The following is a 26,458-nucleotide window of genomic DNA, read 5'->3' as shown; positions in this document are numbered from 1 at the left end:
TTAATTCAAATAAATATTTATTTGAAATTTACTTATACTAAATATGTAATGTAAATAAACTTGGGAGGGATTATTATGAAACCAAAAGAAAAAAGAGAATGGACAAAAGAAAATTATTTAGCTAATGGAAATAAAACTCAAAATCAATGGGCTAAAAATAAGCTTAATACTACTGTGGAAGAGCCAGGTATGAATGAAAGTGGTATAGAAGCTAAGAAAAAGGGATATTAATTTTATAATAAAATATATTGTATTATAACCTTGTATAAAGATAAGTACTTCTTTCTGATTATAATTATAATTCAGAGAGAAGTTTTTTATTTAATAAAAGCAATATATGAAAATTTTATACAAAAACTTTTGGTTATTCAAATTTTATATAATTATAGAAAAATCATTAGTGTAATGCTAGAATACGGAATTGAAAGCAATAATAAAAATTTATATATTAATTACAAGATTAATGTATTTTACTAGAAAGGACTGGTTTATTTGATTAAAGAAGAAATGACACCTAAAGAAAGAATTGAGGCTTTTTCTAAAGGTGACGAAATTGATAGAGTAATATGTATACCTGATATGGGAGTTACTATGGCACCCTTTATTGGTGTAACAGCCAAAGACTATTATCATTCAGCACAACTTATGGCAGATTTAGAAATAGCTTTATTTAGAAGACTTAGACATGATGGTGTAGGAATATCTACTAGTCTTAGAGGAGTGGCAGAGGCTATGGGATCTAAAGTTGGCTATCCTGATTATGGTATTTCTTATTTAATAAAACCTGCTATTAGTTCTATAGATGATATAGAATCACTTAAAATAGTTGATCCTTTAAAAGATGGTAATCTTCCAACTTTGATTGATGCAATAAGACTTACTAGAGATGCTCTTATAGATGAAGTGGATGTTAGTGCAGCTATGTCAGGGCCATTTAGTGTTGCAGCTTCTGCTGTGGGCACAGAAAATTTATTAAAATGGATGATAAAGTATCCTAAAAAAGTCCATATCTTAATGGATATAATAGCAGAATCTAACAATAGGTATATAGAAGAAGTAGCTAAGCTAGGAGTATCTATCGGATTTGCAGATCCAGTTTCATCTACCAGTCTTATAAGTCCAAAACAATTTAGAGAATTTTCTCTTCCTGCTCTTCAAAAAAATGTGGATAAGATAAAAGAGAAGACAGGAGGAGCTCCAGCTATACATATCTGTGGAAAGAGTAAAGAGATTTGGGAAGATGTTGTAAATACAGGAATTTCTAATTTTAGTATAGATAATGTAGAAGATCTAGAGGAAGCTAAAAAAATAATGGGAGATAGAGTAGTTATTACAGGGAATGTTCCTCCTGTTGATGTAGTATATAATGGCAATAAAGAAGCTATATTTCAATCAGTTAAACAATGTATTAAAAAAGGACATGACTCTAAGAAAGGCTATGTTTTGAGTACAGGATGTCAAATTCCTATGCATACACCAATAGAAAATATTGAGATGTTTATGGAGGCAGGTAGAACCTATGGAAAATATCCTATAGATTTATAGACTTTAAAATTTTAAAATTTTAAATTAAGATGAGGAGAATTTTAAATGGGAAATACAAATGAAAATAAAGGAAATGGAAAGGCTATTATACCTTTTGCTATTTTTGTGTTAGTGTATTTATGCTCAGGAATTATATTATCTATTATGGGAGTAGAAATGGCATTTTATCAATTTCCAGCTCCAATTGCAGTAGTAATAGGAATAATATTTGCATTTATTTTAATACAAGGAAGTTTAGATGAAAAAATGGACAGCTTTGTTAAAGGTTGTGGGGACGAGAATATAATAATAATGTGTATTATATACCTTTTAGCTGGTGGATTTTCATCAGTTTCTAAAGCAATGGGTGGAGCTGATGCTACAGTAAATTTAGGATTAACTTTAATACCACCTCAATTTATTGTAGTAGGTATATTTTTAATAGCTGCATTTATTTCTATTGCAACAGGAACATCAGTAGGAACTGTTGTTGCAGTAGGTCCTATAGCTGCTCAGTTAGTAGCAAAAGCAGGATTAAATATGCCCTTGGCACTAGGAGCATTAGTTGGTGGAGCTTTATATGGAGATAATTTATCAATTATATCCGATACAACTATAGCTGCTACAAGGACTCAAGGTGTACATATGAAAGATAAATTTAGAGTTAACTTTGGCTTTGCTACGGTAGCAGCTTTAGTTACAATAGCTTTTTTATTTATATTTGGAAAGCCAGTAACTACACCAAAAATGGCAAGTCATTCATTTAATTTAATAAAAATAATTCCTTATATGTTTGTTTTAATAGCAGCCTTAGCTGGGAAAAATGTATTTGCAGTATTAATGGGTGGAATAATACTCTCTGGAGCTATTGGCATTGGTTATGGAGACTTCACAATTTTAGGATTTGCAAAGGAAGTTTATGGAGGATTTACAGGAATGTTTGATATTTTTTCATTATCACTGTTAACTGGAGGACTTGCTAATATGGTATCCAAAGGTGGTGGTCTTGACTGGCTTCTATACAAGATAAATAAAATGATAAAAGGTAAAAAATCTGCTGAATTAGGAATAAGTTCACTTGTAGCATTAACAGATGTAGCTACAGCAAATAATACGGTTTCTATAATTGTTTGTGGTGAATTGTCAAAAGAAATATCAAAGAAATATAAAATAGATCCAAGAAAAACGGCTTCTCTTCTAAGTACATTTTCAATGGCAATGCAAGGAATAATACCATATGGAGCTCAATTGTTGATAGCAGGTAGTTTTACTAAAGGCTCAGTTAGTCCAGTCCAAATTGTACCTTATATGTGGTATCCATTTATATTAGCTATATTTGCTATAATTTTCATATTAACTCCTTTTGCAAATGGTTATCTAAAGAAACATCCTTGGGATTTTGAAAATAGTAAACCTGCCGTAAAGGGAAGTTTTGAAAGTAGTAAACCTGTAGAAAAGGTATAAATTGACTTAAAGGACAAACTCATGAATAAATTTTTATGTGTTTGTCCTCATACCCTTATTTTTCATATGAATATTTTATAATTATAGTTTTTATTTTAGCAAAGAAAATACAACTAATTTGATATAGAAAGAGGTAATTTTATGGCTAGGATTACTTTTATAAAGAAACAGTTAGAAATAGAAGTTGAAAACAGTACAAAGCTTATAGAATGTATAAGAAAAGCAGGTCTTTATATTGAAGCACCTTGTAATGGAAAAGGTAAATGTGGTAAATGTAAAGTTATAGCGAGAGGTAAGCTTTCGCTTAAAACAAAAGAGGAAGAAAAATTCACAGAAGAAGATAATATTAGGCTGGCGTGTATTTGTGAAGTAAAGGGTGATGCCCAAATAGAATTAATAGAAAAAGATAGAAATAAAAAATTAAAAACTATTAATAGAGGTTTTTCTATAGAAACAAAATTAAATAGTAAAATAAAAAAAGTGAACCTAAAGAATATAGATGAAAAAATTAATTTACCCTATAAAAATACTTTAAGTGTGTTTGTAGACAAATTAAGTGTTCTAAAAAAAATAGGAGAAATAGAAAAACATAAGAAAAAAGAGTTTTCAGGAATAATTCGAGATGATGAATTGATAGATATAATTAATAAAATAGAACCAGCTTTAGCTATAGCATTAGATATAGGTACTACGGGAATATCAGCGTATCTGTTGGATTTAGTAAATGGGGAGATTTTAAACAAAATATCAGACTTAAATCCACAGACTGAATATGGAGGAGATGTGTTATCTAGAATAACATATTGTATGGAAAATGAAGATGGTGTAGATGTATTGTCTAAATGCATAAGAAATAAAGTGAATTCTATTATTAATGAATTAATAGGTGAAAATTATAAAAGGACAAATATATATGAAGTAGATATAGCTGCTAATACTACCATGCTTCATCTATTTACAGGTGTTGATCCTAATACTATAGCTAAAGCACCCTATAGGGCCATATTTTTAGATCAATTGGAAGTAAAGGCAAAAGATATTGACATAGATATAAATATAGAGGGTAATGTAGTATTACTTCCTTCATTATCTTCATATGTGGGAGCAGATATTGTAGCAGGTATTGTTGCTACAGACTTTCAAAATAAGAAACATCCATCTATATTTATAGACATAGGAACTAATGGAGAATTAGCGGCTATTTATAAAGGAAAAATGTCAGCTTCTTCTACTGCAGCAGGTCCAGCTTTTGAAGGAATGAATATTTCCTGTGGGTCTAGAGCTGAGAAAGGAGCTATAGATAGTTTTGATATAAATGAAGATGATGAATTTAAATATTCAGTTATTGGAAATGAAGAAGCTAAGAGTATTTGTGGAAGCGGCCTTATGGATGTTATGGCAGCTCTAATAAAGAGTAATGTGGTTATGTCTAGTGGAAGATTTAATAAAAATATGGTAAGTAAATTAAAAGAAAGATTAAAGGATAAAAAATTCTATATAACAGATAAGGTGTATATATCTCAAAATGATATAAGACAAATACAGTTAGCAAAAGGAGCAATATCTTCTGGAATTAACATGCTTTTAAAGGAAGTAAATACAGATATAGAGGATATAGAAGAAGCCGTAATTGCAGGAGCCTTTGGATATCATATAAATTCAGATAGTATAAAAACATTAGGAATAATACCAAATGGATTTAAAGGAAAAATAAAATTTGTTGGAAATTCTTCTATAGAAGGAGCTAGATTATCTTTGTTAAATAAGGATATTTCAAAATCTATGATAGATATAAGGGATAAAATAAAAGTTATAGAGCTTTCCACAAGAGAAGATTTTCAAGAGTATTTTGTAAACGCATTAAGTTTTTAATTAAATAATTATGAATTTAATAAAGAAAAATATGTATAAGTATAATATATATCTAAGAAAATATAATTGATAATTATTTACAATAATATTTAAATATAATATAAATAATTGTAATTTTCAGTTTTGATGGAGTGATTAAAATGATAAAAGTAAATTTAATTTCAGGATTTTTAGGGGCAGGAAAGACTACTTTAATAAAGAAAATTTTAAACAATAAAAAAGATGAAAAATTGGTTGTAATAGAAAATGAATTTGGAGAAGTGGCTATAGATGGAGATTTAATAAAAAATGAAGGATTTAATGTATTTGAATTGGCAAGTGGATGCATATGTTGCATGATGAAGCAAGATTTTGAGGATTCTATAAAGAAGATTATAGAAGAATACAAACCAGATAGAATAATTATAGAACCTACAGGTATAAGCTCTTTAAGTCAAGTATTAGATATATTAAAAAAAGAAGTCTTTAAAAATCAAATTCATATTAGCTCCATAATAACTGTGGTAGATGGTACAAGCTATTTAGAAGAAAAGGATGCATTTGGAGAATTTTATATGGATCAGATAAAAAATGCAGAAATATTACTAGTAAGCAAAAGTCAAATGGTAGATAAAACTACACTAGATAAAATAAAAAAGGATCTAGTAAAGTTTAATGATGATGCAAATATAATAATGTTGCCTTGGATGAAATTTAATGAAGAGTATATAACAAAATTTTTACATAAAGATTTGTCAAAAGATATAACAATAGATCCTATAGATATTACAGTGTCTACAGAGGATGGATTTGAAAGCTTAGGTATAAAAACTAATAAAGTCTTTAAAATACAAGAAATAAATGAAATATTAAACAAACTATTTACAAACAACTATGGAAATATAATAAGAATAAAAGGTTTTTTAAATGGGAAAGAAGAATTAATTAAAATTAATTGCACTAAAAAGGTTCATAATATAGAAAAAATTAACAATAAAGAAGAAATAAAAATTTGTATAATAGGTCAGAGGTTGGCTAGAGAAAAAATTAAATTTTTATTTAGAGAAAAATATAAAATAAAAGAACAATAAAATATTTTTTAAGGAGTAATGACAATGGAGTATGATGTGAACTTTAAATGTGTATTAGATACAGGAGAGGAACTACCTAAGGAAGCTGTAAAAAAATCAGGAATAACGTTTCCTAATGTACATAAAAATGCTAAAGATATGGCATTGTTATCTAAAAATATAAGGGAATTTAATAGTGATTTATTTTCAGTAGTACCTTTTTGTATGACTGTAGAAGCGGAGGCATTAGGTGGGGAAATAAATTTAGGAAATGAAAAAGTAGGACCTAGAGTATCCAATTATGCATTTAAAAACATGGAAGATATTAAAGTCTTAGGAGAAATAGATTTTGAATCAAACAGAATAGCACAGGTTTTAAAATCAGTTGAGATATTGAAAGAACATGGGGAAAAAGTAATAATGGATGTACAAGGTCCTTTTACTATAATAAGTTCTTTAATAGATCCAAGAGTTTTTTATAAGGCAATAAGAAAAAATAGAGATGAAGTAGAAAGACTTATGGAAATAGTTCAAAATAATTCAGTAGAATTTATAAAAGAGGGATTAAAAAGAGGTGTAGACATAATATCCTTTGGAGATTCTGCTGGAACTTTAGATATATTAGGACCAAAAATGTACAAAGAATTAGGTGGAAAGTATACCTATAATGCTTTAAAACAGACTAAGGATTACTTAAATGAGTCCATAATTCACCTTTGTGGTATAACTTCATCTTCATTAGATAGATCTGGTTTTATAAAATCAAATCCTATAAAAGTACAAAAAGGAATCACCTATGGACAAGCATTAAACTATGTTATAGAAAAAAATGCAAATATAAAAATATTAGGTCATAATTGCTTAAGACAAACTACTAAACCAATGAAAAAACCTGTGGTTTGGGAAATACAATTATAATAATTTGAACATATTTAAGGAGGAATAATAATGAGTAATGTATCAGAAGAATTAATAAAGAAACTATCAGAATCAGTAGTAGAAATGGAAGAAGAAGAAACAGTGGAATTAGCTAAGGAATGTGTAGAGAAAAATATTAGTGCCTATGATGCAATAGATAAAGGACTTGCAGATGGAATGAATAGAGCAGGGGAGCTATATGAAGAAGGAGAATATTATATTCCAGAATTGTTGATGTGCTCTGATGCTATGTACTCAGGATTAGATGTGTTAAAACCTCATTTAGAAAAAAATAATTTAGAGAAAAGACATAAAGTAATTATAGGGGTAATACAAGGAGATACTCATGATATAGGGAAAAATTTGGTTAAGATAATGATGGAAACAGAAGGATTTGAAGTAATAGATTTAGGTAGAGATGTACCACCAAAAGATTTTGTTGACAAAACTAAAGAAGTAGAAGCAGATATAATTTGTATGTCTACTCTTATGACTACAACTATGGATGGTATGGAAGAAGTGATAAAATTACTTAAAGAAGAAGGTATAAGAGAAAAAGTAAAAGTAATGATAGGTGGAGGTCCTATATCTCAAAATTTTGCAGACAAAATAGGAGCAGATGCATATACAACTGATGCTTCAAAGGCAGCAAAATATGCAAAGAGAATAATATTAGAAAAGATTTCTTGTTAATAATGATTATATTTATAATAATAAATAAGATTTTTATAATATATGGTTAAAATTTAAAAAATATATGAGGTGCAGCAAATGTTAACACCAAAGGAAAGATTAAAATTAGTTTTAAAAAACAAACCTGTAGATAGGCCTCCATGTATATGCCCTGGTGGAATGATGAATATGATAATAGAAGATTTGATGGATATAAGCGGATTTAAATGGCCAGAAGCTCACGTAAACCCAGAAATTATGGCCAATTTAGCTATATCTATGTATGAACAGGGAGGATTTGAAAACTTTGGAGTACCATTCTGTATGACTATAGAAGCGGAAGCCATGGGAGCTAACGTAGATTTGGGGGATAAAACTACAGAACCAAGAGTTGTAAAATATCCAATAGAATCAGTAGAGCAGTGGAGACAATTAAAAAGAATAAACTTAAATGAAGGAAGAGAAAAAGTAGTCTTAGATGCTATAAGAATTATAAAAGATAAAAATTTACCGGTACCAATAATGGCAAATTTAACAGGACCTATAAGTGTGGCGTCGTCTTTAATGGAGCCTATGTATTTTTATAAAGAATTAGTCAGAAAAAAACAAGAAGCTCATAAATTTATAGAGTTTGTAACGGAAAACTTAATACAATTTGGAAAAGCTCAATTATTAGCAGGTGCTAATGTTATAACTATATCAGACCCAAGCGGAACAGGTGAAATACTTGGGCCAAAATTATTTAAAGAATTTGTTATACCTTATTTAAATAAAATAGTAGATGAGTTAAGGGATTATACAAATGGTACAATAATACACATTTGTGGAGGATTAAAAAGTATATATAAAGAGTTAAATGATTTGCATAGTGATGTTATAAGTTTTGATTCTATAAGCAGCGTAACTCAAGTTATTAAAAATGTAGAAAATAAAGCTATAATGGGGAATGTAAGTACAATATCTATACAAAATGGTACCTCTAAAGAAGTAGAAAGATTAGCCAATTCTTGTATGGATTTAGGAGTTAATATACTATCACCAGCTTGTGGAATAGGAACCAAAAGTCCTATAGATAATGTAAGGGCAATGGTAAATGCAGCTAAAAAAAGAAATATAAAATAAGGAAAATTACTATTTTTAAATACAAGTAATAGCCCTTAAACTTCACTAAATTTAAAGGCTATTGTTTGTATTTTTATTTTAATCTTTCATCATTATTATAGGAACCTATGAAGATTTCTCCATTAGCTTCAACATACATGCCTTTTCCATGTCTTAAATCATTTACCCATTCACCAATATATTTACTTCCATAATTAGAAACATAAGTTCCATGTCCATGACGCATATCAGAAATCCAATCTCCAGTATAAACATCACCATCGAACCAAGTATAAATACCATGACCTGATTTTAAATCATGTTTCCAATATCCAACATAGCTTTCACCATCTAACCAAGTGTATATGCCATATCCATGTTTTTCATCATTTATCCAACTACCAGTATATTTCTCACCAGAAGCCCAAATTAAAATTCCCTCACCATGCATCATATTTTCTTTCCAGTAACCTATATATTTAGTTCCGTTAGTATAGGTATATGTACCAAAACCATGCATTTTACCATCTTTTCTTTCTCCTTCATAAATACCAGTATGGCTGTGATTATGATTATGCTCATTATAAATTCTATCCTTTGATAATGTGGATTTAACGCATATAATATTTAATTTATGATGTTTAGAATTCTCTATTTTTAATTTCCCCATATGTTATACCTTGCCTTTCTAAGTATTATAAATATTAGTGAATATTTTTTAAAATAAAAACTATAGATGATTTTATTTTTCATTTAATAACCACTACCAAGTATAAAATATTATATCATAAAACATAAAAGATAAGGAAACTAATTTATTAATACATATTATTAATTTTTTATATAAAAATAATATTTATAAAGTTCACCATTAAATCAAACTGTGTTAATATATTAGTATATAATTCGAATAAAATAGGGGGAACTCTTATGAAAAGTTTGTTTGATAACACATATATTAAAGCAATGGAACTGAAAAATAGATTTATTCGGTCAGCAACATGGGAAGGTATGGCTACGGAAACTGGACACATTACAGATAAATTACTTGACTTGTATGAGGAATTAGCAAAGGGTGGAGTTGGATTAATAATAACCAGCTATACAACTATATTTGATTACGATAAGCCAAGTCGTAAGATACTTGGAATTTATAATGACAGCTTTATAAAAGAATACAAATCTTTAACAGATAAGATTCATAAACATGGGGCTAAGGTATTAATGCAAATAGTATTAGGACAACACTATATAAATAATGAAACTGGTAGTGAATTTTATGGATTAAGTGAAAACATGCCTAAAGGAGACATAAAAGCTATAGTAAATGCTTTTGTTGATGCAGCTAAAAGAGCTAAAGAGGCAGGCTTTGATGGAGTGCAAATTCATGGAGCACATGGTTATTTTTTAAGTAGAACTTTGAGTCCTCTTTTTAATAAAAGAAAAGATGAATATGGTGGATCAGAAGAAAAAAGAACTACATTGATGTTGGAAGTTTATGATGAAATAAGAAAAGCAGTAGGAAAAGATTTTCATATTTCAATAAAAATTAATTGCTCTGATTTTGAAGAAGGAGGAGCAACATTTAATGAATGTCAAATAGCTTGTAGAAGACTTTCATTAAATGGCATAGATTCTATAGAAATTAGTGGTGGAGGTAAAACTTGGACTGAAGGTAATAAAAAAGAATCTATATATAAGGATTATGCAGCAAAGATAGCAGAAGAAATCCATACTCCTGTAATTTTAGTTGGTGTAAATAGAAGTTATGATAATATGAATAAAATATTAAACAATAGTAAAATAGAATATTTTTCAATGTCTAGACCTTTTATAAGAGAACCAGATTTAATAAATAAATTTGAAAATGGTGAAAATGAAAAAGCTAAATGTATATCCTGTGGAAAATGTTATGGAGAAAATGGAATCAGATGCATATTTAATGCATGAAATAAGTGGAAAGATGGAGAATTTGAGAAAAATTCTCCATCTTTTATTTATGTAAACATCATTTTAAATCTTGTAAGGTGAATATTTTGGTAAAACCATATTCTTATTATTAGAATGATAACAAAATCCTATAAAATATTAATATTTTATTAAAAATATGTTGACTTGATGATAAAATTCATGTAAAATCTAATTCATAATTAATAAATTGATTTTGGATATAATATTATTGCTTTAGCAATTATAAATAATTATTCAATTTAAATTGTATAACCATGATGGTTTCTAAAAAATAAATTTCAACAAAATTTTAGGAGGTAGAACATATGACAAAATGTACAGATGGATTAATAATACCAGAAAAATATGATCCAATATTAAAAATAAGAGAAACTGAGGTAGCTATAAAAAAGGTTAAAGACTTTTTTGAAAAAACTTTATCAAAAGAATTAAATCTTACAAGAGTTTCAGCGCCTCTATTAGTAAAAAAGGATACAGGTATTAATGATAACTTAAACGGAATAGAAAGACCTGTAGCTTTTGATATAAAAGATCTAAAAGATGAGGTAATTGAAATAGTACATTCTTTAGCTAAATGGAAGAGAATGGCGTTACACAGATATGGGTTCAAGGCTGGAGAAGGTCTTTATACTGATATGAATGCTATAAGAAGAGATGAAGATCTAGATAACCTTCATTCTGTATATGTAGATCAATGGGATTGGGAAAAAGTTATTAAAAAAGAGGATAGAAGCAAAGAAACTTTAAAATCTGTAGTTAAGCAATTATACGGTGTATTTAAAGAAACAGAAAAATATATATGTAGTGAATATGAAGGATTTAATGCTATATTACCACAAGAAATATCTTTTATAACTTCTCAAGAACTTGAAGATATGTATCCAGGATTAGATACAAAGGAAAGAGAAGACGTTATAGCTAAAGAAAGAGGAGCAGTTTTCTTAATGGAAATAGGAGGAGTTTTAGCTTCAGGAGAAAAACATGATGGAAGAGCTCCAGACTATGATGATTGGACATTGAATGGAGATATTATCTTCTGGAATCCAGTATTAGAAAGAGCATTTGAATTATCATCTATGGGTATAAGAGTAGATGAAGATGCTTTAGAAAAACAACTAAAAATAGCAGACTGTGAAGATAGAAAGAAATTAGAATTTCATAAATTACTTTTAGAAGGTAAGTTACCATATACTATTGGTGGTGGAATCGGACAATCAAGAATATGTATGTATTTCTTGAGAAAAGCACATATAGGAGAAGTTCAAGCATCTATATGGCCAGATGAAATGGTAGAATCTTGTGAAGAAGCAAGAATCCACTTATTATAATTTAGAGATAAAGTTAATTCACTATTATTAAAATATTCTAAGGCATAAATAAAGTTTTATAATTAGACTTTATTTATGCCTTAGAAATTTTTTGTGATATTAAAAAATATTTGGATTAATTTTATTAGGACTTTCTTTATAATGATTTAGCTTATTAATAGCAGGTCCTTCAATAATATCTCCTTCATAGCTAAACCTAGAGCCATGACAAGGACAATCCCAAGACTTTTCTGCATCATTCCATTTAAGCTCACATCCTAAATGAGTACAGGTATTATCTACTAAATGTATAGTTCCCATATTATCTTTATATGCTCCATACTTTCTACCTTGAATTGTAACAACTTTTCCCTCATCATTATTTAAATGAACATTATTTGGAGCACTTCCTAACTTTCCTTTGATTAATTCTTTAGCCACATCTATATTTTCTTTAAATAAGTTTTTGACAGAGACTGAAGACATAGCTCTGGATGGATTATATAAATTTTCCCATGGATTTTCTTTTTTTATAATAAGATCTTTTAGCAATATAGCAGCAGCGGTGCCATTAGTCATTCCCCATTCTCCAAACCCTGTAGCTACATAAATATTTTCAGTGGTAGAAGTTAAATTCCCTATGTATGGAATTCCATCTAGAGTAATGTAATCTTGCGTGGACCAATAGTATAATATATTTTCTGTATTCACAGCTTCTTTGGCAAAGGATTTTAAGTTTTTGTAATGAGTTAGAGTATTCTCTCCATGACCTGTTTTGTGACCTTCACCCCCCACAAGAATGATTTTGCTGTTTTTACAATTTACACATCTAAGAGATCGACCAGGTTCCTCGGCATTTATAAACATACCCTCTGGGAAATCTTCTTTTGATTCTAAAGCTAAAACATAGGATCTTTTAGGAGACAATCTAGCAAAATATAATCCCAAATTATCATAACATGGAAAATGGGAAGCTATAATAATTTTTGATGATGATATTGTTTGATCATTGTCAGTGGTACATATACATTCATCTTCTTCAGTTATATCTACTATTTTGGTATTTTCAAATATATTGCTTCCTTCTCCAGAAATTTTACTGGCTAAGTGTAATAAATATTTTCTTGGATGAAATTGAGCTTGATTTTCAAAACATAAGGCTGCTTTTACAGACAATGGAAGAGGAATACTGTCTAAAAACTTAGCTTTTAATCCAAGGCTTGCAGCAGAATCAGCTTCTTTTTTTATTGAAGGTACAAATTTTTCATCTTTAGTATAAATATAGGCAGGAAGTCTATGAAAATCACAGTCTATAGAATATTCATGGATGGTATTTTCTATAAAGTCTATGGCTGATTCATTAGCATTGGCATATAATTTAGCATTTTCTTTTCCAATTTCATTGATTAACTTATGGTATATCAAATGATGCTGAGAAGTAATTTTAGCTGTAGTATGGCCAGAAGTACCTTGTGCTATTCTATCAGCGTCTATAAGTGCAACCTTGAAACCTTGATTTTTTAGAAGAAGAGAGGTGGTGATTCCTACTATACCAGCGCCTATAACTGTTATGTCTACATTTATGTTTTCATGTAAAATAGGATAGTTTGTTTTAGAAGAGGAATCTAGCCAATAAGATTTAAATGCACCTTTTAAGTTTTCTTTGCAATTACAGGTAGTACATGATTTATTCATAAATATCTATCCTTTCTTAAATTAATAATATATAGATTTAAATATATATTTTAGGTTTTGTAGTTAATAAAGAAATATTCAATTATTTAAAGCTATTAATAATAATTTTTAAATTAAGAAACAAGAAAAATACCTATGATTTTTTAATTAAATTCACTTATTGTGCTAGTTAAATTCAGCTTACAGAATCATATTTTGAATATTAAACTAACGCTAAATCAACTGACAGTAATATTAACTTATTGAAAATTTCCTAATGGTGTCTAAAAAGAAGCAACTATCGCCTTGTTTTTACAGAATAATTGTATAAAAATATGATATAATCATTAAATGAATAATTAAAATGAATAAATTATAGTGATGGTGAGAAAATGAGCAAATTATTATTAGCAGAAAAGCCCTCTGTAGCTAGGAATATAGGAGAGGCACTAGGGTGTAAAACTAGAAAAAATGGATATTTAGAAGGTAATGGATATATAGTTACTTGGGCCTTTGGTCATTTATTAACTTTATTTGATTGCAAGGATTATGACCCTAAATTAGCTCTTTGGAGTTTTGAGAATTTCCCATATATACCTAAAGAATTCAAATATAAAATAAAAAATGATGGTAAGAACAAAAATGTAGTAGATTTAGGAGCAAAAAAACAACTTGAAATAATAAAGGAACTTGTAAATAGAGAAGATGTGGAAGATATAGTAGCTGCTACAGACTATGATAGAGAAGGAGAGCTTATAGCACTTTTAATATTTAATTATTTGAGTGTAAATAAACCTATATATAGAATACTAATAAATGAATGGACACCAACAGAAATAAAAAAAGGTCTTAAAAGTCTTAAAAAGAATGAAGAAATGATAAATTTACAGGATGCAGGAGTAAGTAGACAGTTAGCAGATTGGGTTATAGGAATAAATTTTACATCTATGGCCACTATGAAATATACAAGAGGAAAAGGAAATCTTCTTAATATAGGTAGAGTATTAATGCCAACTTTAAAGATTATATACGATAGAGAAATTGAAATTAAAAAATTTAAAGTAGAAGAGTTTTATGAATTAGAGGCTACTTTTGAAAATGAAAAAGGGAAGTATAAGGGTAAATTTTTTTATGGCAAAAAAGAAAAATTCCCTAATAAAAAAATAATGGAAAAGCTTAAAACTGAAATAAAAGATAAGCATGGATTAGTAACACAAAAAACTGTGGAAATAAAAAAAGAAAATCCACCAAGCTTATTTAATTTAAGTAATCTTCAAGGATACATAACAAGCAAATATAAAGGATTTACCGCAGATAAAGTTTTAAAGGTAGCTCAGAGTCTTTATGAAAAGAAGAACATAACTTATCCTAGAACAGAAAGTACAGCATTAGAAGAAAGTATTAAGGATAAGGCCAAAAATGTTCTGGAGGTTTTAAGAAAGGATCTTCCTTTTAAAGATGAGATAGTTTTTAACACCTCTAAAAAGGTATTTAATAATGCTAAGGTAGAAAGCCATAGTGCTATTATGCCAACTTACATAATACCTAAGAATTTATCTCCAGATGAGAGATTAGTGTATGATGCAGTTAAAAATAGATTTATCTCTCAATTTATGAAGGAAGCTCAATATGAAAATACGGAAATAATAACTACTGTACCAGGAGAAAATTATGAACGATTATTTAAAACAAAGGGTAAAATACTTAAATCTAAGGGCTGGTTAAAATTATACAAGGAAAATAAGAAGGATGAGCTTTTACCTCCTATAGAAAAAGATGATGACGTAGAAATGAAAAGTGTAAAAATAATATCAAAAAAGACCAAGCCTCCTGCTCATCATACAGAAAAAACCTTACTTAAAGCTATGGAAACATGCGGGAAAAACACAAAGCAAAATGAAGATAATGAGGAAGATTCCAATATATTATACGGGTATTCTATAGGAACAGCAGCTACTAGAGCAGAAACTATAAATAAATTGAAATATGCAGGTTATATAACTCCTAAAGGTAAATCATTATTAATAACAGATAAAGGGAGTAAACTAATAGAAACTTTTCCTATAAGAGAACTTTTAGATACAGATTATACGGGAAAGTTAGAAAAAAAATTATATGATATGGAAAAAGGGAATTTTAGAAAAGAAGATTTTTTAAAGGAAATATTCAATTTTACTGTTATGGGAGTAAACAAGATAAAAAACATAAGATCTACTGTTATATGTGATACTAGGGCTAAAAAAGATAAATAATATATGAAAAGTGAAATTTAAAATTATTTAAGTTTATACTAAAAAAAAGATAAAAGTAAATAATAATATCAATAATTATGTTTTAATTATCAGAATATTAGATGTGATAGAGAGTATTAAAAATTATAAATTTTAAGTATTTTCTATGGAGCAGGAGGAGTTTTAATGCTAGAAAATAAGTTTTTAGATAAAATAAAAGAGCAAGAAATAAATATTAAAAAATATAGTAATACTTACAGTATAGTAGGAACTTTAAGGTTGGTAGCAATGCTAACTTTTATATATTTTACTTACAAAGCTATAAAAATAAATTTTCACGGAAAATATGTAGGACTTTCTATATTAATAGCTGCAATATTTATAATATTACTAATATATCATAGTAATATTAAGAATAAGCTTAATTTTTTTAAAGATATGATAAATATAAATCAAAGATATATAGATAGAATTCATGGAGAATGGATAAAGTTTGAAGACAGAGGTGATGAATTTTCTACGGAAGACCACCCATATTCAGGAGATTTAGATATATTGGGAAAAGAATCACTTTTCCAGCTTATAAATACAACAAATACTGATGAAGGTAGAAATAACTTGGTAAAACTATTGCTAAATCCAAGTAAAGATAGAAATGAAATAGTTTTAAACCAAAAAGCAGTAGAGGAATTAGGCGGAAAATTAGATTTTTGTGAAAACTTAGAATATGTAACAGGAAGATATAAGGAGAAATTGACAAGTATAGAGAAACTTATGAAATATATAAAAGAAAATGGTATATTTATAAAAAATAAAATTATAAAGAATATATTATACATTATGCCTATAATTACAGTACCAATATCCTTAGGAATAATATTGTTAAAGTTTAAGAAACTATATATTTTAGTAGGGGCTATATGTATTATCCAATGTTTAATATGGATGATAAAAGCTATAAAAATTAATTCTATTTTGCAATCTATAGATAAGCTTAAATATAATTTTCAAACTTATAATAAGGTATTAAAGTTAATAGAAAATGAAGAAGTGAATTCTGAAAAGTTAAAAAGTATAAAGAATCTACTTTTTAAGGAAAAGGAAAGTTCCATTAAAGCTATAAAAGAATTAGACATAATTTCAGAAAAGGTCAATCTAAGATACAATGGTGTTTTATATATAGTTTTAAATGTACTTTTCCTTTGGGATTATCAATGTGTTTTTTCTTTAGAAGCTTGGAAATTAAAATATGGGCATAAGATAGAATGGTGGTTAAATGCTATAGGAGAAATAGAAAGTCTCTCAAGTTTAGCTGTTTTAACTCATATAAACAATGAAGTTTATTTCCCTAATATATTAAATTCTAATGAAAAAGTAGAATTAACTATAGAATGCAAAAGCATAGGCCATCCTTTAATTAATATAAAGGATAGGGTTTCTAATGATTTCACTATGAAAAATAATATTTTGCTTATAACTGGATCAAACATGTCAGGTAAAACCACTTTTTTAAGAACTTTAGGAATTAATTTAGTTTTAGCTTACAGTGGAGCTCCAGTTTGTGTGGAAGAAATGAGTTGCTCTATTATGGATATATATACATCTATGAGAATAACAGATGATTTAAAAAGTGGAATATCTACATTTTATAGAGAGCTTATAAAAATAAAAAATATAATAAAACATTCAAAGAATAAAATGCCTATGATTTTTTTAATAGATGAAATATTTAGAGGTACAAATTCTAAGGATAGATATATAGGAGCTAGAAATGTATTGCTTAATCTAAATAAACCTTGGATAATAGGAGCATTAACAACACATGATTTAGAACTTTGCGATTTAGATAAAAATGAAAGAATAAGGAATTACCATTTTTCTGAATACTATAAGAATAATGAAATATATTTTGATTATAAAATAAAAAAAGGACATTCTACTACAACTAATGCTAAATATCTTATGAATATGGTGGGAATAGAGATCCTAGAAAATTAAGTATATTAAAAGTTCCAAAGAACTGTATAAAGCTTAATTTTAGTTTATAAGATATATCTTTTATAAGTTTATACATTTTTAAATCTTCGTGATTATAATAAAAAAATTATTTTATTACAATCTTTAAGAAGGGATAAGATGAATAGTGTAGAATATATTTTAAAAAATAGAATATATATTTTTAAGAGGTAGATAAAAAACTTTAAGGGGGTAGGAAAATGTTATACAGAAAGTTTGGAAAAACTGAGGAAGAAGTATCTATATTAGGATTCGGATGCATGAGACTTCCAGTAATTAATAGCGATACATCTAAAATTAATGAAAAAGAAGCTATAAAACAGATAAGGTATGCAATAGATAAGGGAGTTAATTATATAGATACGGCCTATCCATATCATGAAGGTGCTAGTGAGCTATTAGTCGGTAAAGCCCTTAAAGACGGATATAGACAAAGAGTAAAATTAGCTACTAAACTTCCTTCTTGGCTTATAAAAAGTAGAGAGGACATGGATAAATATTTAGATGAGCAGCTAGAAAAATTACAAACAGATCACGTAGATTTTTATCTTTTACATGCGTTAAATAAGGAATATTGGGAAAACTTAAAAAAACATAATGTATTTGATTTTTTAAAAAAAGCAATGGATAATGGAAAGATAAAATATGTAGGATTCTCTTTTCATGATGAATTATCTTTATTTAAAGAAATAATTGATGCTTATGATTGGACTTTCTGCCAAATTCAATATAATTTTTTAGATGAGAAATATCAAGCAGGAGAAGAAGGTCTTAAATATGCAGCACAAAAAGGCATAGCGCTAGTAATAATGGAACCGTTAAGAGGAGGAAACTTAGCAAAAGTTGTTCCAGAAGATGTTAAAATGCTGTGGAACCAATCACATATTAAAAGAAGCCCTGCTCAGTGGGCATTTAGATTCTTGTGGAATCATCCAGAAGTAACTGTAGTATTGAGCGGAATGGGAGAAATGGATCATATAAAAGAGAATATAAAAGAAGCTAATAACGGTTATGCTAATTCTTTAACTAAAGAAGAACTCGAATTAATTGATAGAGTTAAAAAAATATATATAAGCAAAATAAAGGTTGATTGTACAGATTGCAAATATTGTATGCCATGTCCTTTTGGAATAAATATACCTAAGAATTTCAAATATTTAAATAGAGCTTCAATATATCAGGATTTTAAAAATCAAAAGAAAAAGTATAATAAACATTTAAGACCAAATGAAAGGGCTTCAAACTGTAAGAAATGCGGAAAGTGTGAAGAAGCTTGCCCACAAAATATTAAAATAAGAAATATGTTAGATGAAGTAGTTAAAACATTAGAGCATTAACAAATTGTTAACGCTCTTTTTATCTTAATAAATATATAAAGTTCAATATATTTATTAGAATATTAATTTCTATAATTCAATTTTTATTTCAATTTAAATATTAACTTCTATAATTTCATTTCCACTCCAATTTAAAAATTTACAAAAATCCTTATAATCTATAGTAAGAGTAGATGTGTTAGTGTTAGGATGAAAGTTAATTCTCCCATCCGTTTTCAAATCTTTATCTATAAGTATTTTTACCTCTTTGTTATTATCATTTATAAGTCCAAAAGGTGTAACACTTCCAGGAGTAAGTCCTAGATATTTATAAAGTCTTTCTTTTGAAGCCATAGATAAAGGTGTGCTTTCTATTTGTTTTGCTAAAGATTTTAAATCTGTCATTTTGTTATCGCATAAAATGAGAAGATAATGAATGGAACCTTTTCTATTTCTAAGAAATAAATTTTTGCAATGTTGTCCTTCTATATTTAGTTGCAATTTATTTACTTCTTCTACTGTGTAGACTGCTTCATGGGCATGTTTTATATACTTAATATTTAATTTGTCTAATATATTATATATTTTATCTATACCTTTATTCATTTACGTTACCCTCCAATTAAATATATTTAAACGTATTTATGATTTAGAATTTATTATAATAAAGATTGGAAATGGTTTCAATATATTTTTATATTTTGGGTAAATTTAAATTTGGGCATACTAGTTCAGTAAAAAACTTATTAGTAGTTAATCTTTTAAAAATATTGACCTAGGGGTCAATGCTTGATAATATATAGTTAAATTAAAAAGGGGAGATGTTAAAATGTATCTTTCATTAAAAAATATAGGAAGAAAATTTAATATGGCAGGTAGAGAATTCTGGGTGCTTAAACATATAAATTTGCAAATAGAAAAGGGCAATATTGTTACTATTTTAGGACCATCTGGTTCAGGGAAATCAACATTACTAAACATAATAGGTGGAATAGATAAGGCAGATGAAGGACAGTTTATTTTGAAAGATAATGTTATAAGTGATCTTAATGATGAAGATCTTACTTTATATAGAAGAGAAAAGTTAGGATTTGTATTTCAGTTTTATAATTTAATACCTAATCTTACAGTGTGGGAAAATATAGAGGTAGTCTCTGATATAAGTAATAATCCTATGGACATTAGGACTATATTAGAAAAAGTTCAGTTATATGATAAAAAGGATAAGTTTCCACAGGAACTAAGTGGTGGAGAACAGCAAAGGGTTTCTATAGCTAGAGCAATTATAAAAAATCCTGAGATACTTTTATGTGATGAACCTACAGGAGCCTTAGACTACAGCACTTCAAAGGAAATATTAAAATTGCTAGAAGAAATAAATAAAGAGTTTAAAACTACAATCTTAATAGTAACTCATAATGAAGCTATTGCCTCTATAAGCCATAAGATAGTAAAGCTTAGAGATGGAATTATTTCTGAATTTATAGATAATAAAGAAAAGATTTCAGCAAAAGAGGTGGAATGGTAAATGATTTTATCTAAAAGAATTAAAAGAGTTATAAGATCTAATATTGCTTCTTATATAGGATGCACCTTATTAGTTTTGCTAAGCTGTATGCTTTTTTCTTCTTTCAATGTGGCTTTTAGAAATATAGATAAAAATTTTAACGATTTTATTAAGGATTACAACTTAGATTCTGCCAAAGTAATGGTAGATAAACCTATAGATAATATAGCTTTGTTAGAAAAGAAATTTAATATATCATTGGAAAAAAGATATGAAATGGATTATAACTTAAACAATGATACTACATTAAGAATATTTAGTAAAACTTCTAAAATAAATAAGTCTTATGTTATTGAAGGAAGGAATATAATAAATAAAAATGAGATACTTTTGGATCCATCTTTTTCAAAGGAGAAAAATATAAAATTAGGAGATAAAGTAAAAATACAAGATAAGTATTTTAAAGTAGTTGGGTTTTTTTCAATACCAGATTATATATATCCCCTGAAATCTGAAACGGATGTTTTGTGGAATGCTAAAACTTTTGGTATAGGTTCTATGTTACAGGAGGATATGGATAACTTAAAGGGAAATAAGAATTTTTATCATATAATATTTAACAAAAATAATGAAAAGGAAGTTAGAAAATATATACAAGAGAAATATAAGATATTGTCATATATAGAAAGAGAAAATAATGTAAGATATGTATTAGTGAAGACTAAATTAGATAGTTCTGTAATTATGGCATTAACACTTCCTATGATTATAATTTTGTTAACTTCTGCTCTTTTAGCTATAGTTATATGGAGAATGATAAAAGTAGATTTAAAACAAATAGGAACTCTATATGCATTAGGGTATAAGAAAAGTGAGATGCTGAAGCATTATATGAATTATCCCATTATAATTAGTATTACTGGAGGAATAATAGGTACTATATTAGGAATATTTTTGGCAAAGCCTTTGAGTTCATTTATGAGAGGGTACTTCAATATACCTTTAATAAAACAAAATTATAGTATAAGCTATATTATATTAAGTCCAATAATACCATCCATTTTTTTAATCTTAACTTCATTTATTGTTATGTTAAAAGTTCTAAAAATGTCTCCTGTTAATCTTATGAAAGGTTTGAAGAATAAAGTAAAAATAAATAAATTAGAAAACAAATTAAAGCTATATAAATTTAAATTTGAAAATAAGTTTAAAATAAGAGAAGTCACAAGAAATATGGGAAGGACTTTTATTTTATTAACAGGTATAATAATAGCGTCTATGTTTTTACTTATGGGATTTATGAGTAAAGATTCTATGGATTATTTACTAGAATCTCAAAATAGCACAAATAAATATGAATATAACTATATTTTTAAAAATATTCAAATAGAAAAAAAATATAGTGGTGAAAAATATAATGTATCATCTTTTAAAGTTGAAAATGGAAAAGAGCCTATACCTATATATGGCATGGAGAAGGATGTGCAACTTATAAATTTAAAAAATGAAAAAGGAGAAGAAATAAGATTTAATAATATTATAATTACTAAAGCTCTGGCAGAAGAATTAAAGATTAATAAAGGAGATAAGATAAAGATATATAATATTTATAAAGATAAGGAGTTTTTTATAAATATAGATGAAATAGCTAATAATTATGTTACCAAAAGTATATATATGCCTTTAAATAAATTCAATACCATTATGAATTATCCTAAGGATAGCTATATAGGGTTATATTCAAAAGAAAAATTATCTTTAGATGAAAATTTTATATTTAAGGTAGAGAGTAAAAAAGAAACTACTGAAGCTTTTAAAGCTATGACTGAACCTATGAAATATTCTCTTAGCATTATGGCAATATTTGCTTTTATAATAGCTTTAATTGTAATATATGTTATAACATCTATTATAGTAGAAGAAAACAAACTTAATATATCTATGCTGAAAATATTAGGATACAAAGGAAAAGAAATAAATTCTTTAATATTAAATACAGGTAAATTTCCTGTTATAGTAGGATACTTAATTTCTATACCTATGTTAAAAATATCTATGAGTCAGCTTATGAAAAAGGTTGCAAAAGATATTAATTTTTCTATACCTATGAATATATCTTTAAAATACACTATAATGGGGTTTATTATGATATATTTCACTTATGAAATATCAAAAATATTATCTAAGAAAAAAATTCTAACTGTGTATATGGTAGATGCTATGAAAGCTGAATAGGAGAATATTGCATGAATAAAACGTTTAATAATATTCCAAAAGATAAAAAAGAAGCTATATTAAAAGCTGCTTTAGAAGAGTTCTCTATGAATGGATATGAAAAAGCATCTACAAATAAGATAGTAGAAAAAGCAGGCGTATCAAAAGGGCTTTTATTTCATTATTTCAGTAATAAAAGAAGATTATTTATATATGTATATAATTATTACTTTAATTTTTTAAAAGAAAAATTGTATATAAATATAGATACAGAGGAAAGAGATGTTCTAGAGAGAGTAAAAAAATGGACTATTGTAAAAATCGAACTCATAGAGAAATACCCCATTGTATTTATGTTATTTATAAAATCTAGGTTAAATATGCCTCAGGATATAAAAGCGATATTAGAAAAAAATCAGTCTAGAGAAATAAAAGAAGCATATGAAAAAATTTTATTTAATATAGATTATTCTAAATTTAAAGATAATGTGAATGTACAGAAATGTTTAAAAATATTAATGTGGACTTTAGAAAAGTATAGTGAAGAATATATGATTTTTAATATGAATAATTCATTATTAAATATTAAGAAAAATAATATTAAAAAAGAAATACAAGAATATACAGATATATTGACAACCGCTTTTTATAAATAAAGTTTACTCTATTTATTAATACAGTAAAAATAGTAAAATACATGATTAACTAAAATCGTATATTTTACTATTTTTGTATTATAATTACAAACTACATGATTATAAATATATACTGATTAATATTACAACAAATTTCTTGTTTTATAAATTACATACTATAAATTTGAGTTATTAGTTAAAGTTTCTTTTAAAGTATTTGCAGATTTAACTAGTTTATCTGTTTCAACTTTATTTAGATCTATATCTAAAGCTTTTTCTACTCCTGAACCACCTACTATACATGGCATTCCTAAATAAACATCTTTAATTCCATAATAATTTTCTACTAGAGTTGATACTGGTAATATGGTTTTTTCATCTCCTAATATAGCTTTTACAATACGTGTTACTGCTAAAGCTACAGCATAGAAAGTAGCCCCTTTTCTATTTATAACTTCATAAGCTGCATTTTTTACATTTTCATAAACTTCTTCTCTAAATTTATCATTATATTCAACATTTTCTTTTTCAGCATATTCTGCAATTTTTATATTTCCGATATTAGTTACACTCCAAGTAGCTATTTCTGAATCACCATGTTCTCCTATTATATAGGTATTCACATCTCTTGGATCTATATCATATCTTTTTGCTATTTCATATTTAAGTCTTGATGTATCTAAAACTGTACCTGAACCTATAACTCTTTCTTTAGGAAATCCAGATAATTTATAAGTTACATAGCTTAATATATCCACAGGATTTGAAACAACTAGTAAAATGGCATCTTTATTATATTTTACTACTTCAGGAATTATAGACTTAAATATATTAATATTTTTATTTATTAGTTGAAGTCTTGTCTCACCTACTTTTTGTGCCGCACCAGCTGTAATTATGACAATATCGGACCCTTCTGTATCTTTATAATCTCCACTTATTATATTTACAGGTTTTACAAAGGCTGCTCCATGAGATAAGTCCATAGCTTCTCCTTCTGTTTTGGTCTTATTTACGTCTACTAATACTAATTCTGTGGCAACGCCTGCAAGCATTAATGAATAAGCTGTGGTTGCTCCTACTGAACCTGCGCCTATAACAGATATTTTAGTAGTATTTCTTTTCTTTTCCATTTTACATTACCCCCTAATGTAAGTTAATTATTATAAAATATTGGTATTTTGGTACTTTGGTTTATTGGTAGTACCACTGAATATATTATTATAATATCACATAATGTTATAAATTACTAGTATAGTTAATAAATTAACAGTATATAATATGTTTGTAATACAAATTTAACCATAAATTTGTATTAATCATAAACAAGGAATTTTAAATAAAACTATATATTTATAAAGGTTTATTTATTTGAAAGGAGGTTTTTAATATCTAGTACTATGGGATATTTGGTTATACTTGACATAAAATTCAAACTTAGAGTATAATTTTAATGAAAGTAAATAATATTTAAATTAAAATATTATTTAGAATTTTGTTAAACATGGAAAATTTGTTAATAAATACACAAACCAAAAATATTCAAATTAAAACTATATATATATTAGTGTGTAGTTTTTATGTTTTTATGCAGACTTTATTATATTTCTACTTTTAAGAAGGGATGAATAATTATGTTTAGTCCTATAAAAAATACAAGAGTTTATGAAAAGGCTATAGAACAGATTAAAGAAATGATTATAGAAGGTACTTTTAAAAAGGGAGATAAGCTTCCTTCTGAGAGAGAAATGGCAGAAAGCCTACAGATTAGTAGAACATCTATAAGAGAAGCCCTTAGAGAACTAGAAATTATGGGACTTATCGAGTCAAGACAAGGTGATGGAAATTTTGTGAAAAGTAGCTTTGAAAATAATCTATTAAAACCTCTATCTACTATATTTTTATTAAAAGAAAGTAATTCAGATGAAATATTGGAGCTTAGACAAATTATAGAAAGAGGGTCTATTATTTTAGCTGCTGAAAGGATAACGGATGAGGAATTACAAGAAATGGAACTTCTTTTTGAGGATTCTTCAAAATCCGACTTTAGAGATCACCTAGTAGACATAGATATAACTTTTCATTATAAGATAGCTCAAGCTTCTAAAAATTTTCTTGTTCTTAGTATATTAAATGCTATATCATTTTTAATTGAAGCTTTCATTAAAGATATAAGGAAAAATGTAATAACAAAAAAAGAAAATACAGATATGCTTATTAAGCAGCATAGGGAGATTTTAGCAGCACTTAAAAATCATGATCCCATAGCTGCAGAAAAAGCTATGCTATATCACTTAGAATATGTTAACAGTCAAATGAAAAAAGAAATAGAAACAAATGCTTAGAGCATAAGTGAATTTTTTACTGTATTATAATACTTGTAATTATATAACATAATTAGTGTAAGTACATATTCTATAATAGTAAAAAAACTTTAATTAGTTATATAACTGAAATTAAAGTTTTTTTACTATTATTTTATTTGAATTTTATTGTTTTCAATAAGTTCATTTGCAACCCATCTTGCAACTTTTCCAGTGATTGTTATACAGTGATTTTTTCTTTCTGGACTTTTAAAATTATCTCCAGTCCATTGCTTTGTTATTACTCTACAACAGGTTGATTTATATTCGTTTTTTATGTAATCGTGAAGGCTACTAGCTTTTTTAAACATTTCATCATTCATAGGTTCTCCTTCAACTCTGCCATACACCATGCCCAAAGCCATTTGGCCTCCAGAAACTGCACCACATAGGCAACCAGATTTACCCATACCTATAGGAAAACCACTTGCCATTTTAACCATTTTTTCATCATATGGCTTGCCAAGTAGTTCATTAATTGTTTGAACCACTGATTCACTGCAAAAAAAAGTGCCACTTCTAAAATATTCTTCTGCTTTAGCTTGTACCTTATTAAGAAGTTCATCTTTAGTTAATTCTTTTGTATTTATTAGACTCATAATACATCCCTCCTATAATTATGTA

The 26,458-nt window shown here is 27.2% G+C and carries 22 protein-coding genes; 17 read left to right on the top strand and 5 right to left on the bottom strand.

What is annotated here, in order from left to right; all coding sequences use genetic code 11:
* Positions 1-75 precede the first annotated feature (75 nt).
* The 8 genes from NGI68_RS01325 to NGI68_RS01290 all read left to right on the top strand — a co-directional run bounded on the left by NGI68_RS01325 (position 76) and on the right by NGI68_RS01290 (position 8,621).
* Positions 76-231, top strand: a complete 156-nt coding sequence (locus tag NGI68_RS01325; RefSeq protein WP_251859681.1) for a hypothetical protein — start codon at positions 76-78, stop codon at positions 229-231.
* A gap of 261 nt (positions 232-492) precedes the next feature.
* Positions 493-1,545 (top strand): uroporphyrinogen decarboxylase family protein, encoded by a 1,053-nt coding sequence (locus tag NGI68_RS01320; protein WP_251859680.1) that lies wholly within the window; start codon positions 493-495, stop codon positions 1,543-1,545.
* 45 nt (positions 1,546-1,590) lie between these two features.
* Positions 1,591-2,988: a Na+/H+ antiporter NhaC family protein gene (locus tag NGI68_RS01315; protein WP_251859679.1), complete on the top strand. Its 1,398-nt coding sequence runs from the start codon at positions 1,591-1,593 to the stop codon at positions 2,986-2,988.
* A 141-nt stretch (positions 2,989-3,129) separates the two neighbouring features.
* Complete coding sequence (locus NGI68_RS01310; protein ID WP_251859678.1) at positions 3,130-4,860, top strand: ASKHA domain-containing protein; 1,731 nt, start codon at positions 3,130-3,132, stop codon at positions 4,858-4,860.
* A 140-nt stretch (positions 4,861-5,000) separates the two neighbouring features.
* Positions 5,001-5,930: a GTP-binding protein gene (locus NGI68_RS01305; RefSeq protein WP_251859677.1), complete on the top strand. Its 930-nt coding sequence runs from the start codon at positions 5,001-5,003 to the stop codon at positions 5,928-5,930.
* A gap of 24 nt (positions 5,931-5,954) precedes the next feature.
* A complete protein-coding gene (locus NGI68_RS01300; RefSeq protein ID WP_251859676.1) occupies positions 5,955-6,827 on the top strand; it encodes a uroporphyrinogen decarboxylase family protein in 873 nt (290 codons plus the stop codon).
* Between the two features lie 30 nt (positions 6,828-6,857).
* A complete protein-coding gene (locus NGI68_RS01295; RefSeq protein WP_251859675.1) occupies positions 6,858-7,520 on the top strand; it encodes a cobalamin B12-binding domain-containing protein in 663 nt (220 codons plus the stop codon).
* A gap of 78 nt (positions 7,521-7,598) precedes the next feature.
* Complete coding sequence (locus tag NGI68_RS01290; protein ID WP_251859674.1) at positions 7,599-8,621, top strand: methylcobamide:CoM methyltransferase MtbA; 1,023 nt, start codon at positions 7,599-7,601, stop codon at positions 8,619-8,621.
* Positions 8,622-8,694: 73 nt separating this feature from the next.
* On the opposite strand, the gene NGI68_RS01285 is transcribed toward NGI68_RS01290, so the two are convergent.
* The gene (locus NGI68_RS01285; RefSeq protein ID WP_251859673.1) at positions 8,695-9,270 is read right to left on the bottom strand and encodes an MORN repeat-containing protein; all 576 of its coding nucleotides are present in this window, start codon (positions 9,268-9,270) and stop codon (positions 8,695-8,697) included.
* A 260-nt stretch (positions 9,271-9,530) separates the two neighbouring features.
* On the opposite strand from NGI68_RS01285, the gene NGI68_RS01280 reads away from it, so the two are divergent.
* Both NGI68_RS01280 and asnA read left to right on the top strand, forming a co-directional pair.
* A complete protein-coding gene (locus tag NGI68_RS01280; protein WP_251859672.1) occupies positions 9,531-10,550 on the top strand; it encodes an NADH:flavin oxidoreductase in 1,020 nt (339 codons plus the stop codon).
* Positions 10,551-10,876: 326 nt separating this feature from the next.
* The gene (gene asnA / locus NGI68_RS01275) at positions 10,877-11,899 is read left to right on the top strand and encodes an aspartate--ammonia ligase (protein ID WP_251859671.1); all 1,023 of its coding nucleotides are present in this window, start codon (positions 10,877-10,879) and stop codon (positions 11,897-11,899) included.
* A 99-nt stretch (positions 11,900-11,998) separates the two neighbouring features.
* Here the strand turns inward: asnA and NGI68_RS01270 are convergent, their stop codons facing one another.
* On the bottom strand, positions 11,999-13,573 hold the full coding sequence (locus tag NGI68_RS01270; protein WP_251859670.1) for an FAD-dependent oxidoreductase: 1,575 nt from the start codon (positions 13,571-13,573) through the stop codon (positions 11,999-12,001).
* A 371-nt stretch (positions 13,574-13,944) separates the two neighbouring features.
* Between NGI68_RS01270 and NGI68_RS01265 the strand changes: the two genes are divergently transcribed.
* The 3 genes from NGI68_RS01265 to NGI68_RS01255 all read left to right on the top strand — a co-directional run bounded on the left by NGI68_RS01265 (position 13,945) and on the right by NGI68_RS01255 (position 19,136).
* Positions 13,945-15,804: a type IA DNA topoisomerase gene (locus NGI68_RS01265; RefSeq protein ID WP_251859669.1), complete on the top strand. Its 1,860-nt coding sequence runs from the start codon at positions 13,945-13,947 to the stop codon at positions 15,802-15,804.
* 165 nt (positions 15,805-15,969) lie between these two features.
* The gene (locus tag NGI68_RS01260) at positions 15,970-17,781 is read left to right on the top strand and encodes a MutS-related protein (protein WP_251859668.1); all 1,812 of its coding nucleotides are present in this window, start codon (positions 15,970-15,972) and stop codon (positions 17,779-17,781) included.
* Between the two features lie 218 nt (positions 17,782-17,999).
* On the top strand, positions 18,000-19,136 hold the full coding sequence (locus tag NGI68_RS01255; RefSeq protein WP_251859667.1) for an aldo/keto reductase: 1,137 nt from the start codon (positions 18,000-18,002) through the stop codon (positions 19,134-19,136).
* A 93-nt stretch (positions 19,137-19,229) separates the two neighbouring features.
* Here the strand turns inward: NGI68_RS01255 and NGI68_RS01250 are convergent, their stop codons facing one another.
* Positions 19,230-19,721 carry a prolyl-tRNA synthetase associated domain-containing protein gene (locus NGI68_RS01250; RefSeq protein ID WP_251859666.1) on the bottom strand — a complete coding sequence of 164 codons (492 nt, stop codon included), beginning with the start codon at positions 19,719-19,721 and terminating at the stop codon, positions 19,230-19,232.
* 223 nt (positions 19,722-19,944) lie between these two features.
* Between NGI68_RS01250 and NGI68_RS01245 the strand changes: the two genes are divergently transcribed.
* Genes NGI68_RS01245 through NGI68_RS01235 form a run of 3 tightly spaced genes read left to right on the top strand, consistent with a single transcriptional unit; the run spans position 19,945 to position 23,492 of the window.
* Positions 19,945-20,643: an ABC transporter ATP-binding protein gene (locus NGI68_RS01245; protein ID WP_251859665.1), complete on the top strand. Its 699-nt coding sequence runs from the start codon at positions 19,945-19,947 to the stop codon at positions 20,641-20,643.
* On the top strand, positions 20,644-22,857 hold the full coding sequence (locus tag NGI68_RS01240; RefSeq protein ID WP_251859664.1) for an ABC transporter permease: 2,214 nt from the start codon (positions 20,644-20,646) through the stop codon (positions 22,855-22,857).
* An 11-nt stretch (positions 22,858-22,868) separates the two neighbouring features.
* Entirely contained in the window at positions 22,869-23,492 is a 624-nt protein-coding gene (locus NGI68_RS01235; protein ID WP_251859663.1) for a TetR/AcrR family transcriptional regulator, read from the top strand.
* A 155-nt stretch (positions 23,493-23,647) separates the two neighbouring features.
* Here NGI68_RS01235 and NGI68_RS01230 read toward each other — a convergent pair whose 3' ends face one another.
* The gene (locus NGI68_RS01230) at positions 23,648-24,604 is read right to left on the bottom strand and encodes an L-lactate dehydrogenase (RefSeq protein WP_251859662.1); all 957 of its coding nucleotides are present in this window, start codon (positions 24,602-24,604) and stop codon (positions 23,648-23,650) included.
* A 501-nt stretch (positions 24,605-25,105) separates the two neighbouring features.
* On the opposite strand from NGI68_RS01230, the gene NGI68_RS01225 reads away from it, so the two are divergent.
* Positions 25,106-25,816 (top strand): FadR/GntR family transcriptional regulator, encoded by a 711-nt coding sequence (locus tag NGI68_RS01225; protein ID WP_251859661.1) that lies wholly within the window; start codon positions 25,106-25,108, stop codon positions 25,814-25,816.
* Positions 25,817-25,944: 128 nt separating this feature from the next.
* Here the strand turns inward: NGI68_RS01225 and NGI68_RS01220 are convergent, their stop codons facing one another.
* On the bottom strand, positions 25,945-26,433 hold the full coding sequence (locus tag NGI68_RS01220) for a C-GCAxxG-C-C family protein (protein ID WP_251859660.1): 489 nt from the start codon (positions 26,431-26,433) through the stop codon (positions 25,945-25,947).
* Between the last annotated feature and the right edge of the window lie 25 nt (positions 26,434-26,458).

This window comes from Clostridium sp. Marseille-Q2269, from assembly GCF_943736985.1.
Lineage (GTDB): Bacteria > Bacillota > Clostridia > Clostridiales > Clostridiaceae > Clostridium_F.
The sequence above is the reverse complement of the archived record's forward strand: the minus strand, read 5'-3'. Positions and strand labels throughout refer to the sequence as shown.

Coding starts and splice junctions, on each gene's coding strand:
- NGI68_RS01230 (WP_251859662.1), bottom strand. CDS start 24,604: ATGGAAAAGAAAAGAAATACTACTAAAATATCTGTTATAGGCGCAGGT.
- asnA (WP_251859671.1), top strand. CDS start 10,877: ATGACAAAATGTACAGATGGATTAATAATACCAGAAAAATATGATCCA.
- NGI68_RS01280 (WP_251859672.1), top strand. CDS start 9,531: ATGAAAAGTTTGTTTGATAACACATATATTAAAGCAATGGAACTGAAA.
- NGI68_RS01255 (WP_251859667.1), top strand. CDS start 18,000: ATGTTATACAGAAAGTTTGGAAAAACTGAGGAAGAAGTATCTATATTA.
- NGI68_RS01240 (WP_251859664.1), top strand. CDS start 20,644: ATGATTTTATCTAAAAGAATTAAAAGAGTTATAAGATCTAATATTGCT.
- NGI68_RS01225 (WP_251859661.1), top strand. CDS start 25,106: ATGTTTAGTCCTATAAAAAATACAAGAGTTTATGAAAAGGCTATAGAA.
- NGI68_RS01235 (WP_251859663.1), top strand. CDS start 22,869: ATGAATAAAACGTTTAATAATATTCCAAAAGATAAAAAAGAAGCTATA.
- NGI68_RS01265 (WP_251859669.1), top strand. CDS start 13,945: ATGAGCAAATTATTATTAGCAGAAAAGCCCTCTGTAGCTAGGAATATA.
- NGI68_RS01310 (WP_251859678.1), top strand. CDS start 3,130: ATGGCTAGGATTACTTTTATAAAGAAACAGTTAGAAATAGAAGTTGAA.
- NGI68_RS01285 (WP_251859673.1), bottom strand. CDS start 9,270: ATGGGGAAATTAAAAATAGAGAATTCTAAACATCATAAATTAAATATT.
- NGI68_RS01245 (WP_251859665.1), top strand. CDS start 19,945: ATGTATCTTTCATTAAAAAATATAGGAAGAAAATTTAATATGGCAGGT.
- NGI68_RS01315 (WP_251859679.1), top strand. CDS start 1,591: ATGGGAAATACAAATGAAAATAAAGGAAATGGAAAGGCTATTATACCT.
- NGI68_RS01305 (WP_251859677.1), top strand. CDS start 5,001: ATGATAAAAGTAAATTTAATTTCAGGATTTTTAGGGGCAGGAAAGACT.
- NGI68_RS01250 (WP_251859666.1), bottom strand. CDS start 19,721: ATGAATAAAGGTATAGATAAAATATATAATATATTAGACAAATTAAAT.
- NGI68_RS01325 (WP_251859681.1), top strand. CDS start 76: ATGAAACCAAAAGAAAAAAGAGAATGGACAAAAGAAAATTATTTAGCT.
- NGI68_RS01295 (WP_251859675.1), top strand. CDS start 6,858: ATGAGTAATGTATCAGAAGAATTAATAAAGAAACTATCAGAATCAGTA.
- NGI68_RS01300 (WP_251859676.1), top strand. CDS start 5,955: ATGGAGTATGATGTGAACTTTAAATGTGTATTAGATACAGGAGAGGAA.
- NGI68_RS01270 (WP_251859670.1), bottom strand. CDS start 13,573: ATGAATAAATCATGTACTACCTGTAATTGCAAAGAAAACTTAAAAGGT.
- NGI68_RS01260 (WP_251859668.1), top strand. CDS start 15,970: ATGCTAGAAAATAAGTTTTTAGATAAAATAAAAGAGCAAGAAATAAAT.
- NGI68_RS01290 (WP_251859674.1), top strand. CDS start 7,599: ATGTTAACACCAAAGGAAAGATTAAAATTAGTTTTAAAAAACAAACCT.
- NGI68_RS01220 (WP_251859660.1), bottom strand. CDS start 26,433: ATGAGTCTAATAAATACAAAAGAATTAACTAAAGATGAACTTCTTAAT.